The sequence below is a fragment of the Bhargavaea cecembensis genome, from assembly GCF_001619585.1.
Classification (GTDB): Bacteria; Bacillota; Bacilli; order Bacillales_A; family Planococcaceae; genus Bhargavaea; species Bhargavaea cecembensis_A.
Genome location: NZ_LQNT01000009.1, coordinates 912456 through 924933, shown reverse-complemented (window position 1 = coordinate 924933; position 12478 = coordinate 912456). Strand labels below are relative to the sequence as shown.

General features: G+C 50.4%; 10 protein-coding genes and 1 pseudogene. 9 read left to right on the top strand and 2 right to left on the bottom strand.

The genetic code is table 11. The features are described from left to right. Positions 1-76: 76 nt before the first annotated feature. The gene (locus AV656_RS08090) at positions 77-736 is read right to left on the bottom strand and encodes a GntR family transcriptional regulator (RefSeq protein ID WP_063180669.1); all 660 of its coding nucleotides are present in this window, start codon (positions 734-736) and stop codon (positions 77-79) included. A gap of 247 nt (positions 737-983) precedes the next feature. On the opposite strand from AV656_RS08090, the gene AV656_RS08085 reads away from it, so the two are divergent. From AV656_RS08085 to AV656_RS08060, 6 genes are all read left to right on the top strand, one after another. Beyond that, positions 984-2222: a CaiB/BaiF CoA transferase family protein gene (locus AV656_RS08085; RefSeq protein ID WP_063181317.1), complete on the top strand. Its 1239-nt coding sequence runs from the start codon at positions 984-986 to the stop codon at positions 2220-2222. Between the two features lie 84 nt (positions 2223-2306). Beyond that, positions 2307-2570, top strand: a complete 264-nt coding sequence (locus AV656_RS08080; protein WP_063180667.1) for a hypothetical protein — start codon at positions 2307-2309, stop codon at positions 2568-2570. Beyond that, positions 2567-4081: a sodium:solute symporter family protein gene (locus AV656_RS08075; protein WP_063180665.1), complete on the top strand. Its 1515-nt coding sequence runs from the start codon at positions 2567-2569 to the stop codon at positions 4079-4081. The genes AV656_RS08080 and AV656_RS08075 overlap by 4 nt, the downstream gene beginning before the upstream one ends. A 51-nt stretch (positions 4082-4132) precedes the next feature. Next, a complete protein-coding gene (locus AV656_RS08070; RefSeq protein ID WP_231877251.1) occupies positions 4133-5341 on the top strand; it encodes an MFS transporter in 1209 nt (402 codons plus the stop codon). Beyond that, entirely contained in the window at positions 5331-5957 is a 627-nt protein-coding gene (locus AV656_RS08065) for a flavin reductase family protein (RefSeq protein ID WP_063180661.1), read from the top strand. The genes AV656_RS08070 and AV656_RS08065 overlap by 11 nt, the downstream gene beginning before the upstream one ends. Continuing rightward, positions 5944-6846, top strand: a complete 903-nt coding sequence (locus tag AV656_RS08060) for a hydroxymethylglutaryl-CoA lyase (RefSeq protein WP_063180652.1) — start codon at positions 5944-5946, stop codon at positions 6844-6846. Before AV656_RS08065 ends, AV656_RS08060 begins: the two co-directional genes overlap by 14 nt. 139 nt (positions 6847-6985) lie before the next feature. Here the strand turns inward: AV656_RS08060 and AV656_RS08055 are convergent, their stop codons facing one another. Continuing rightward, positions 6986-7858 carry a LysR family transcriptional regulator gene (locus tag AV656_RS08055; protein ID WP_063180650.1) on the bottom strand — a complete coding sequence of 291 codons (873 nt, stop codon included), beginning with the start codon at positions 7856-7858 and terminating at the stop codon, positions 6986-6988. 115 nt (positions 7859-7973) lie between these two features. Here AV656_RS08055 and AV656_RS08050 point away from each other — a divergent pair. The 3 genes and pseudogenes from AV656_RS08050 to AV656_RS08040 form a co-directional block, all read left to right on the top strand. Beyond that, positions 7974-8633: pseudogene (locus tag AV656_RS08050) on the top strand (YczE/YyaS/YitT family protein); the annotation flags it as partial. 387 nt (positions 8634-9020) lie between these two features. After that, the gene (locus AV656_RS08045) at positions 9021-10010 is read left to right on the top strand and encodes a formylglycine-generating enzyme family protein (RefSeq protein WP_063180645.1); all 990 of its coding nucleotides are present in this window, start codon (positions 9021-9023) and stop codon (positions 10008-10010) included. A 94-nt stretch (positions 10011-10104) separates the two neighbouring features. After that, positions 10105-12444 (top strand): arylsulfatase, encoded by a 2340-nt coding sequence (locus tag AV656_RS08040; RefSeq protein WP_063180643.1) that lies wholly within the window; start codon positions 10105-10107, stop codon positions 12442-12444. The last annotated feature ends 34 nt before the right edge of the window (positions 12445-12478 follow it).

The following is a 12478-nucleotide window of genomic DNA, read 5'->3' as shown; positions in this document are numbered from 1 at the left end:
GGGAAGATGGCCACACACTATATAAGGATTAAAAAATCATCCCGCCTCATTTTAGAGGCGGGATTTTCTATTCCGGTTATTCATCCTGAAGGATATTTTGCTTCTGCAGAGCCTCAATGACATCATCCCGTCCCTGGTAGATGTGTTCCTGCATGGCAACACGGGCCCTGTCGCTTTCCCGGTGGCGGATGGCTTGCAGTATGGTTTCGTGTACCTGGAGTGAGCGCATCAGTTGTCTTTCGTCATACCAGTAGAAGGAACGGAAGATGATCGGCACAACGACCACCCGTTCAATGAGAGCCTTTAAATGATCGTTTCGCGCGGCGAACAGAATTTCGCTGTGGAATTGCTGGTTGATTTGTTGGATGTACTGAATGGTTTCAATATTTTCACGGTCAACCGCCTCGATGGCTTGGCGGTAAGCCGTGTTCTTGGCGGCAATCCGTTCAAGGTCTTCTTCGGTTCTCATGACCGCAGCTTCCCCGGTTGCGTATCCTTCCAGGAGTGCACGGACGTTGTAAATTTGGCGGATATCTTCTATCGAGAAGGACTTGACGACATACCCGCGTTTTTTGTATGGCGTGATCAGCCCGTCAACTTCCAGTTGCTTGATCGCTTCGCGAATCGGGGTCCGGCTCACCTGCAGTTCATCTGCCAACGCTTTTTCAGTAAGTCGCGTTCCCGGTTTATACTGGCCGACGATGATGGCGTTTTTCATGTACTTGTAAGGGTTCATGGCGGTTCCTTTCTATGGTGTTTTCTTGGTGAATGTCTTTCCACCAGTTTAGCTGAACTTCAACATAAAGGAAATAAGACCTGAAAACCGATCTCACCCCTTACTGTATACAGTACGAGTTATTATCAGATTAATTTGTTTAATTTTACGGATGTTATTGACCTATTGTATACCGTATGATATTTTTTTGATAAATTAAATAAATCTGAATGGGGGATGCATTTTGGTTCATTTTCAAGAAAAACCGATTAACACGGATTCCGCACAGGAAGGAAGTTCAACTGCAGAGGAGCAGAAACTGCCGCTTGAAGGAATCCGTGTCCTGGAACTGGGCACCTTGCTGGCCGGGCCATTTACAGGGCGTTTGCTCGGGGATTTTGGGGCAGAGGTGATCAAGATTGAGGCACCGGATGTTTCCGATCCGCTGAGGAATTGGGGCAAGTCAAAGGAAGGCGTCGGCCTCTGGTGGCCGATCCAATCCAGAAATAAAAAGTCGATCACGCTGAATCTCCGGACGCCTGAAGGGCAGGAGATTTTGAAAGAGCTTGTGGCGGAGTCCGATATCCTGATCGAGAACTTCAGGCCGGGGACATTCGAAAAGTGGGGACTTTCCTACGAAACGCTTTCCGAGATCAACCCGAAGCTGATCATGACCCGGACTTCAGGGTTTGGGCAGACGGGACCCTACCACAAAAAAGCCGGTTTCGGCAGTGTCGGGGAAGCGATGGGCGGGATCCGTTATGTAACCGGCTTTGAAGACAGGGCGCCTTCCCGGATCGGGATTTCCATCGGCGATACGCTGGCAGCGCTTTTCGCCACAATCGGAACTCTCGTCGCCCTCCAGGAGCGTCATCAGTCGGGCAAGGGGCAAGTTGTCGATACGGCCATCTATGAATCTGTATTTGCCGTCATGGAAAGTCTTATCCCTGATTATCTGCTGGCAGGCTATATCCGGGAGCGGATGGGGAACGTTCTGCCGGGAGTGGCTCCGTCCAACATCTATTTCACCAAAGACAAGACCTATGTCGTGATCGGGGCGAATGCGGATGGAGTGTTCAGGCGTCTGTGCGATGCGATGGGGCAGCCTGAGCTGGCGGGAGACGAGCGATACGCGACCCACTTGGCGCGCGGTGAAAACCAGAAGCAGCTGGATGCTCTGATCGAGGAATGGACGAAGAGCCTTGAAGCCAAAGAGATCCTGTCACTTCTTGAAGAGCACGGTGTTCCGTCCGGTCTGATTTATTCTGCGAAGGATATCGTGGAAGATCCGCATTACGCGGCGCGGGAGATGATCATCAAGACCGAGCACCCGACCTTGGGTGAGTTCCCGATGCCTGGCATCGTGCCGAAACTTAGCCGCACGCCTGGGGGAGTCAAGCATGCCGGGGCCGAGTCCGTCGGCAAAGACAATCTGGCCGTCTACGGAAAACTTCTGGAGTATGACGAAGAGAAACTGGATGAACTAAAACAAAAGAATATTATCTGACCGCACAATCGGTCGATCTTCAGCCAGATCCGCATCATGAAATGGACCGAATGCACAGGGGAAAATTTTGATGGGGGAGAGAATATGAATTCCAAAACTATTAAAGAGCCGATCCGGAAGAAATGGATCTGGATCGGCCTGGTGCTGATCGTTCTGGCGAATGTTCCGTGGTATTTTCCGGAAGGGGACATCTATCCGTTGGTGTTCGGATTGCCATATTGGGCATTGATCATCCTAATTTCATCACTTGTCTTGAGCGGTTATTTGTACTGGGTCACGCTTACTCAGTGGAACCTTGTTGAAGAGGAAGAAGAGCAGGAGCAGCGGGAAGGGGGGACCGCAGAATGACAGATCTCAAATTTGCAGGTTTGGACGGGGTCATCATCCTCATTGCCTATGCGGTCATTATGCTGGGAATCGGCTGGTTAGCCGGACGCTCGGATAAAACGGTCAACAACAGTCTCAGCAACTACTATCTGGCCGGCCGTAATCTCGGATTCGTTGCGTTGTTCTTCACCTTATATGCCACGCAGTACAGCGGTAACACGATTGTCGGCTATGCCCCGTCGGCTTACCGGACCGGGCTGACCTGGCTGCAGTCGATTTCCTTCATGACCATCATCATCGGGATCTATCTCCTCTTTGCGCCCAGGATGTATGTACTGGGCAAGAAGCATAATTTCATCACGCCTTCCGACTGGCTGAGCCATCGGTTTAAGTCCAAAAGGGTCACGATCCTCGCGATTTTCCTTATGCTGTGGGGGCTGGGCAACTACCTCCTGGAACAGCTTGTCGCGATCGGCCATGCGGTCACCAGCCTGACAGGCGGCACGATTCCTTATCAGGTGGCGGTTGTCGGTTTCATCCTTGTCATGCTGGCCTATGAGTGGATGGGCGGCATGCGTGCGGTGGCCTTTACCGACGTCATGCAGGGAATTGTCCTCATGGTCGGGATTGTCATCTTCCTGATCGGTGCCATTTATCTGGCCGGCGGCAAGATCGGGACGATCACTGAAAGCATTGCGGACGTTGATCCGGGGCTCGTCGGTGTGCCGGATCTGACTACATCGATCAACTGGTTCAGTATGTTGCTTCTGGTCGGGTTTGGAGCGGCGATCTATCCGCATGCGGTGCAGAGGATATTCGCTTCGAAGAGCGAGCGGACACTGAAGAAGTCGTTTGCCCGCATGGCCTGGATGCCGCCGATCACAACGGGTCTCGTCTTGTTCATCGGTCTGATCGGGATCGTCGTTATTCCTGGTCTGGATACAGCAGGGTCTGAACAGTTGGTCGGACTTCTGGCAAACGAGATTGCCGGAATCAATGGTTTCTTCTATTGGGTCATGATCATCTTCTTCGGTGCGATTGTCGCGGCCATTATCTCTACGGCGGACTCGGTGCTCCTGAGCTTCTCATCCATCGTTTCCAATGATTTATATGGAAAGTATATAAACCCGGATGCACCTGAAAAGAAAAAGCTGATGGCCGGAAAAATCGCAGGGGTAGCGGTCATCTCGCTCCTTCTCTGGATTGCCTGGAATCCTCCGGGGACTCTCTATGAAATATTCGTTCTGAAGTTCGAGTTGCTCGTACAGGTCTTCCCTGCATTTGTTCTCGGCATCTATTGGAAGAAGATGTCCGCGAAGCCCGTGTTCTGGGGGATGCTTCTCGGCGCGGTCGTCGCCGGACTCATGACATGGACAGGCCATAAAACGGTCATGGGCATCCATGGCGGAGTCATCGGGCTTGCGCTGAACTTCCTGGTCGCAGTTGTCGGTTCCATCCTTGTCCCTTCAACAGAAAAGGATGATGAGGAAGTGGCGGCTCCGGCACTCACGAGGGTGCCGACCCAGAACTAAGGAGATGAAGGGATGGGATCCCATTCAATTGTTTTAAGGCAATCGTGGACAATGTTGCTATGGTTGCTGATGGTGCAGATATTAGTGGCATTTGCGGGGCGTAGCATTGCGCCCCTCAGTATTTTGATCGGATATGACCTGAACCTCACCAATTCACAGATCGGCATGCTGACGGCTGCTCTATTTCTGGGGCAGGCGCTGATCGCGATTCCGTCTGGCTATCTGTCAGACGTGATTTCTTCCAGACAGATGCTGATCCTTGTGGCAACCTTTGTAACCGGTGCGTTTGTTTCCATGACTCTTCTACCATATTTCGGTTTTGTGCTGTTGTGCATCACCGTGGCGGGCCTGGGGTACGGGGCCATGCATCCGACCGCGAACAAGGGGATTTTCTTCTGGTTTCCGGAGAAGCGGGGAATCGCCATGGGAATCAAGCAGATGGGAGTTACTTTCGGTTCGGCGCTAGCGGCGATCATCCTCCTGCCGCTCGGCGAGGCATATGGATGGAAAGCTTCCATCCTGACTTCAGCGGTCCTGCTCATCACCGGAGGCCTGCTGGCTTCGCGTTTTTACAAGGACCCGGAGGGGGCCGGAAAGACAGCAGCGAAAGACCGCGGCTGGAAGAGCCTCTTTTCCGGTTTGTCGGATGTCGCCAAAAATCGCCCTCTTTTCCTGATCAGCCTTGCCGCGATGGGGCTGACCGGTATCCAGATGACATTCAACACGTATCTGGTTATTTATAGTCATGAGTTCATCGGGATCAGTCTGACTGCTGCGGCCGGTCTGCTCGTTATTTCAGAGGTGGCAGGATCACTCGGCCGGATCGGGTGGGGCATCATCAGTGACACCCTGTTCAAGTCCAGGCGGATCATCGTCCTGATTCTGGTGACACTCATTTCAGCGGTATTCATTGCCCTGATCAGCTTCCTGCCGGCGGGAACACCTTACTATGTTCTGGCCGCAGTTGCCGCAGTGCTCGGTTTCTGTATCGCCGGGTATAACGGGATCTGGATGAACAGTGCCACAGAAGTGGTACCGAAAGAACGGGTCGGATTGTCGACGGGTTTTACGCTGACCATCGGGTCTTGTGGCGTCCTCTTTGTTCCGCCTCTGTTCGGCATGATGGTTGATGTGAGTCACTCTTTTCAGTACGCCTGGTGGTTCCTGCTCGCTCTGTTGATGTTGGTGCTGGTTTCTCTGAAACTGGCATCTGAAGTAGAAAAGCAACGAAGACCTAAGGAGGCAGCCCATGCAGATTGATTTGCGAAAGCTTCAGACAAAAGACGCTTATAAACTGATGACAGGTGCAGTTGTGCCGAGACCCATCGCCTGGGTTTCGACCATTGATGCGGACGGGAACCGGAATCTGGCTCCTTTCAGCTTCTTCACGGTCGCATCAAGGCAACCGCCGATGCTCTGTATTTCAATCGGACCAGGGGTGGGGGAGAGAAAAGGAACGGTGAAGGATACACTTCAGAATATCCGGGACACGTCCAAGTATGTGATCAATATTCTCCGCGCTGATCTTGGAGAGGCGATGCATGAGACGTCTCTGAACCATGCATCCGAAGTGGATGAATTTGAAACGGCCGGGCTGACCGGTGTGCTTGATACGGTGACCGGAGTGCCCAGGGTTGGCGAGGCACCGATCTCCTTTGAACTTGAACTCGACCGGATCCTCGAACTCGGGACCGATCATCTGATTCTGGGGAATGTCGTGAATTACCATATCCATGAAGAGTACTATGTGGAGCCTTACAAAGTGGATCTGGAACGGCTGAACCCGCTTGGGAGGCTTGCGGGAGGGTACGCTGAACTGAAAGAGTTCTATACACTGCCGAAAGTGAAGGGAGATGTGGCAAATGCCAGATCTTGATGTGGTATTGACGGATGTGACGGGAAGGGACGGTTTCCAGATGGAAAAGGAATGGATTCCGACCGACAGGAAAGCAGAGGTCCTGAATGGAATCCTGGCCTCCGGGGTCAAGCGTCTGGAAGCGACCTCATTCGTTTCACCGAAGGCAGTTCCTCAACTAAAGGATGCCAAGGAAGTATTGGCTCGCATTGACCGCCAGGATGCGGAAATCATTGCCCTCGTCCCCAATCTGAGGGGCGCAGAGTTTGCCAGGGAAGCAGGCGCGGACAAAATCAATTTTGTTCTTTCTATCAGTGAAACACATAACCGGAAAAATGTCCGTCGGTCAGTGGACGAATCACTCGAACAACTTCGGGACATCACTGAAGTGTTCCCGCCTGACCAAATCATTCTGAGCCTGGGGACAACTTTCGGTTGTCCGTTCGAAGGGCTGTATGCCGTTGATAAAGTTCACGCGGTCATCGGGAATGTCGCAGATATGGGTCTGTCTCAGATCACGCTTTGTGATACGACGGGCATGGCCAATCCAAAGCAAGTAACGGAATTTGTCCGGAGACTGTCCGCCGACTTACCGGAACAGCGCTTTGCCCTCCATCTCCACAATACGCGCGGTATGGGCCTGGCCAATGCGATCGCGGGCTATCAGGAAGGAATCCGGCACTTTGATGCAGCGCTTGGGGGAATAGGCGGCTGCCCGTTTGCCCCGGGAGCAAGCGGAAATGTCACGCTTGACGATGTCGCCCATATGTTTGAATTGATGGGTGTGAAGACGGGCATCGATATGGAGTCATTGATCGGAACTGCCAGACGCATGCAGGAGATCCTTGGCTATGAACTCCCTGGGCAAGTCATGAAGGCAGGAACGGCAAAGACGCTGCATCCGGTTTGATTAGAGATCCTGACCATTTGGATGACTATACAGAGTTACAGAGAGAAAAACTCCTCGAAAATGCTTTGTGTTTCATGACACGAAGCGCATTCGGGGAGTTTTTTTAATACTGCATGCTTGAAGAAACCTTTGCGTATTCCTATTCCACCATCCCCCAGAACCGCTCTGCCGCCATGGATATGGGGGCGGCTTTCATTTTCATCAGAACCGGTTTTACCTGGAATTCGATTTGCGGGAGTTCGAAAATGTTCAGATTCTCAAAGGATGGTGAGGTATAGTGCATCCTCGGAATAATTGAGATGCCGATCCCACGATTGACGAGGGAGACGATCAGCGGGATGTCTTTGCATTCCGCGATAATATCCGGCTCCAGGCCGAGGACGTCGAAGGTGTTCATGATCTTGCTATGGAAGGAGTAGCCTTCCATCGGGCCGAGCATGATGAACGGCAGACGGGCAATCTCATGGAATGTCGGGTTTTCCGAAAGCTCATCGGCCCAACGTTTTGGTGTGACCAGAATGGCCGGCTCGGGTTTCAGGCTTTTTGTTTCATAGCCCTCGGTATCGGCGGGCATGAGGAGCAGCGCGAGATCGATTTCCCGCTGTTTCAGCTGTTTCAGCAGTCCTTCCGAGTCTCCTGTAATGATATCAAGCTTGTTGTCCGGATAGTCTTGTCCGAATTCGGCGATGTAACCGATCAGCAGGTTGGAACAGGCAGAGGAGACCCCAATCCGGATGGTTCCGGCAGTGCCTCCCTCGATTTCGGTAATTTTCCTTTTTACGTCGTCCATCTCACTCAGCATCTGTTCCGCATATTCGTAGAGCAGCCGGCCGGACTCCGTCACTTCCCATTTTTGACGGTAGCGGTGGATCAGGACGGCCCCGAGTTCGCACTCAAGCTTTTTCAGCAGCTGGCTAAGCGGGGGCTGGGCAATATTCAAAGCTTCCGCGGCCTTGGAAATGTTCCCCTGTCTGACGATTTCTCTATAATATTGCAGTTGGCGAATATCCATTTCAACAACTCCGATATATGCAAATGAGTATCATAACAAATAATAATATATATTTTTCATATAACATCCTCCATGTTAGCATAAGGAATAGAGTTCTAAAACAGTGAGGGATGTCATGCAACACTTTAATGTAACAATGAAACGGTTGGCTTTATACGTAGTCGGCCTGTTTTTCCTTTCGCTCGGTGTCAGTTTTTCTATCCAGGCAAATCTCGGGGTATCGCCGGTCTCGTCGCTGGCCTATGCATTTTCACTGGCGTCCGGACTGTCGGTCGGTATGATGACTGTCGCAGCGAATGTGTTGTTTATTGTACTTCAGGTTGTGCTCAGCAAACGGTTTAATGTGAGGGAAGCCACCGTTCAGCTGATCGTTGCCTTTTTATTTGGTTTCTTTATGGACTTCACCCTTTATCTTCTCCAAGCTTTCCCTGCACCGGAAACCATGTCGATCAGCCTGCTATTTTTGGTTGTCAGTTTGTTTGTGGTTGCCGTCGGGCTGCTTGGATACACGAGCGTGAAATTTCCGCTCATGCCCTATGATGAGCTGACGGCTGTGATTGCAGAGAAAACCAAATGGTCTGTCGGCAAGGCCAAGATCACAAGTGATCTGCTGAACGTAGTGGCAGCCGGACTGGTTTGCGTCATCTCCATCGGCTCACTCGGGGCAATCGGCATCGGAACGGTTGTCGCGGCTTATTTTATCGGCAAAATTCTTGGCTCCCTGATCCGGCACTTCAGGGAACCGCTGCTGCGGTGGGTTTACCGGAACCGGGAAGATTTGAAAAAAGACCTGATCGCGCTGCAAGCGGAAAAAGCGGTTCTTGATGAGTCAGCGGGTCATAAAAATCCGATGCAGAAAAAAGTATCTTCTTCAGAAGATGTCCATTCATTATTATAAGAGCGCACGGCATGCGAAATATGCCGTGCGTTCTTTTTATATACAGCTGGGACCGGCTGACTGATACTGAAAATAAGGATCCAGCGTCCTTTTAAGAGATAAAAATGATCACGATTATTTTCTGCTTTATACAATTATAGATTTTTTAATCTTCATTGACAGGCTCAATTCCATGCGATAATATTACCTCTGAATGTACGATGTACGAATATTTGTACGAATTACGTACAATGTTGTAAGCACTTACATACGGGGAGGTAGCAAATGGTGAAAAACGAACGGTCGGAATGCTGTGCAGCAAGTCGGGAAAGTGTTCATGCTCCGGAGAATGAACAGAAAGCTGATCACCTTGAAGCAAACACCGCAGGGCCACTCGCGGATGGAGCCCAGGAGTTATCAAAAGAGAAGATGGTTTATATCCCGGGCGGAAGTTTTCTCATGGGCACGGATGATAAAGAAGGCTTCCCGGCGGACGGCGAAGGACCCATCCGGAAAGTAACCGTCAATCCCTTTTACATGGATCCGTATGCCGTCACAAATAAGGAATTTAAAGCTTTCACTGATGAAACCGGATACATAACGGAGGCTGAGAAGTTCGGCAACTCATTTGTTTTTTATCAGTTCCTAAGCAAAAAGACGGCCGCCAAGGTGACCCAGCAAGTCCAACAGACGCCTTGGTGGATGGTTGTCGAGGGAGCTTCCTGGAAAAATCCTGAAGGTCCGGATTCCAAGATTGATCACCGCATGGATCACCCGGTCATCCATGTTTCCTGGAATGATGCCCAAGCCTACTGCACATGGGCGGGGAAGCGCTTGCCGACTGAAGCGGAATGGGAATTTGCTGCCCGGGGAGGACTTGAGCAAAAAAAGTATCCCTGGGGTGATGAATTAACTCCTGGAGGAATTCACCTGTGCAATATTTGGCAGGGGAAATTCCCGAGTCTCAATAAAAAGGAGGACGGCTATGCAGGCACTGCTCCGGTACACTCATTCCCGCCGAACGGTTACGGCTTGTACAACGTGGCAGGGAATGTCTGGGAATGGTGTTCGGACTGGTTCAGCACCAATATTCATCAGCGCGGAGGCCGGAACAATCCGAAAGGGCCGAAAGCCGGCACTGCGAAAGTGATGCGGGGAGGGTCCTACCTGTGTCACCGGTCTTATTGCAACCGATATCGGGTGGCAGCCCGCACGGCAAATACTCCCGACAGCTCTACCGGAAATATAGGGTTTCGGTGTGTGGCTGATGCATAAAGCCCGGAACTTTACTCTATGGAGAGAGGTGGTGAGCTGATTTTAAGACTGAGATCCACACATCTGCGTGAACTAAGAAGAAGGGGGATATAAATTGGAAAGAAGATTTTTTTCTAACTACATAAGCAAGTTGAGCGTGTTTGGGACAGCTGCTCTGATGGCATCTTCATTTGTATTGAGCGCCTGTTCATCAGAGGAACAGATAGAGGCATCCGAGCAGAAATCAGCGGCAGAACGTGATGCAAATGTCATCTATATCATGCTGGATGATACGGGATTTGCGGACTTGGGGAGTTATGGGTCTGAAATCCAAACACCGGTTATGGATGAACTTGCCGAAAATGGATTAAGGTATAACAACGCTCATGTACCTCCGCTTTGCTCTCCTTCCAGAGCCTCGCTGCTGACCGGGAGAAACGCGCACGAAGTGGGAGTGGGCACCGTCACGAACTTTGATATGGGGCCTGAATTTCCAAATAAACGTGGAGTGATCAATCCTGAAGCCGGTACAATCGCAGAAGTACTGCAGGAGAATGATTACAACACTTTTGCAGTCGGTAAATGGCATCTCGCACCAACCGATGAAACAACTCCTGCCGGTCCATATGATAATTGGCCGCTTCAAAAAGGGTTTGATCAATACTATGGGTTCATCGAGGATTCATCAGACCAGTACAGACCGGATTTAACCATTGATAATACTCAAATCCCTTCGCCTATCGACGAGGAATACCATTTTTCAGAGGCCATTGTTGAAAATGCGAACCGGTACATCACCAATCATACGAGTATCCACCCTGATGAAAACTTCTTCCTATACCTGAGTTTTGGTGCACAGCATTCTCCTCACCAGGTTCCCGAAGAGTATATCGATATGTATGATGGCGTCTATGATAAAGGCTGGGACGAAATCAGGAAAGAGCGATTCGAGAAACAAAAAGAGTTGGGCATCATTCCCGAAGACACAAAACTGGCACCCAGGGATGAAGATCCGTTGGGGACCATTCCCGAAGACACACGACTGGCACCCAGAAATGAAGGGGTAAGGGCGTGGGATGAATTAACCGATCAGGAAAAAAAGAATTACATCAGATTCCAGGAAACCTACGCAGGGTTCCTGACACACACCGATGAGCAAATCGGTAAACTCGTCGAGAATCTGAAACGTCTCGATCAGCTCGACAATACGATGATTGTCCTCTTATCCGACAATGGAGCCAGTTCCGGCGGGAATGATCATGGTTCATCCAGCAGGACGCTGGCCTTTAATGGCATAGGGGAAACCATTGATCAGGTTGAACAGCATTACGATAATTTCGGCAATGATCAGACCGGAATGGATTATCCGAAGGGATGGGGACAAGTCAGCAACACACCATTCGGATCATATAAGAACAGTGCATACGAAGGCGGCAGCCGTACTCCGTTAATCATCCATTACCCTGAACTGATCGAGGATGCAGGTGCGGTCAGGACGCAATATGTGCACGTCCACGATATCACGGCGACTGTTCTTGAGGTGCTGGGAATCACGCCTCCTGAGGAATTAAACGGAGTCGAACAAATGCCGATTTCCGGAGAAAGTTTCATGGCAACATTTAGTGATCCGGAAGCTCCGGGGAGGAAAACACAGCATTTTGAAGTTTCGGGACAGAGAGCCATCTATCATGATGGCTGGAAGGCGATTGCACTTCATGAAAAAGGAGCGCCATTTGAAGATGATGAATGGGCTCTGTACCATGTGGAAGAAGATTTCTCGGAATTAACGGACCTTGCCGAGAAACATCCTGACAAGCTCGAGGAAATGAAGGAATTATGGCATGAGGAAGCGGAGAAATATGATGTATTCCCGCTTACGGACCTCTTTATCGAAGGCTTCCTGTCAGTTCCGGAAGACACGGTCAGGGCAAAAGATCATTTTGTTTATTATAGAGGCATGAGCAGACTGACCGATTCTGCGGCAGCGCCGATCATTAACCGGTCCTACGAGATTAAGATCCCTATTGAACGTGAGAGCGGTGAAGACGGTGTTCTGTTGGCTCACGGAGGCATTGAAGGCGGATATACCTTCTATATTAAAGATGGTAAATTAAATTATGAGTACAAATTGGGAGACCAAGTGTATCAAATCGCCTCGGATCAAGATGTTCCCGTTGGTCAGTCTGTCGTCACGTATCAGTTCGACAAGACAGGTTCTCATGAAGGAACCGGAACCCTGTATATTGACGATAAAAAGGTTGGAGACGTTCATTTGAAGGAAACGCAGCCTTATAAAGTGACATTCGAAGGTCTGGATGTCGGTAAAGATTCTGCCTATCCGGTTAGCGAGGAGTATGCAGATCTGGGTGAGTTTGAATTTATGGGAGAAGTCCCGAAGGTTGAATATATCCTTGGGGATGACGAGGAGTTTATTACACCAACAAATAATCAGTAATTAGAGGCATAAAAAGGTGTCCGGCATTTCATAA

Bases quoted from the DNA above. Each gene is read 5' to 3' on its own strand.
- AV656_RS08075 (WP_063180665.1), top strand. From the start codon at position 2,567: ATGACAGATCTCAAATTTGCAGGTTTGGACGGGGTCATCATCCTCATT.
- AV656_RS08055 (WP_063180650.1), bottom strand. From the start codon at position 7,858: ATGGATATTCGCCAACTGCAATATTATAGAGAAATCGTCAGACAGGGG.
- AV656_RS08060 (WP_063180652.1), top strand. From the start codon at position 5,944: ATGCCAGATCTTGATGTGGTATTGACGGATGTGACGGGAAGGGACGGT.
- AV656_RS08090 (WP_063180669.1), bottom strand. From the start codon at position 736: ATGAACCCTTACAAGTACATGAAAAACGCCATCATCGTCGGCCAGTAT.
- AV656_RS08065 (WP_063180661.1), top strand. From the start codon at position 5,331: ATGCAGATTGATTTGCGAAAGCTTCAGACAAAAGACGCTTATAAACTG.
- AV656_RS08080 (WP_063180667.1), top strand. From the start codon at position 2,307: ATGAATTCCAAAACTATTAAAGAGCCGATCCGGAAGAAATGGATCTGG.
- AV656_RS08045 (WP_063180645.1), top strand. From the start codon at position 9,021: ATGGTGAAAAACGAACGGTCGGAATGCTGTGCAGCAAGTCGGGAAAGT.
- AV656_RS08070 (WP_231877251.1), top strand. From the start codon at position 4,133: ATGTTGCTATGGTTGCTGATGGTGCAGATATTAGTGGCATTTGCGGGG.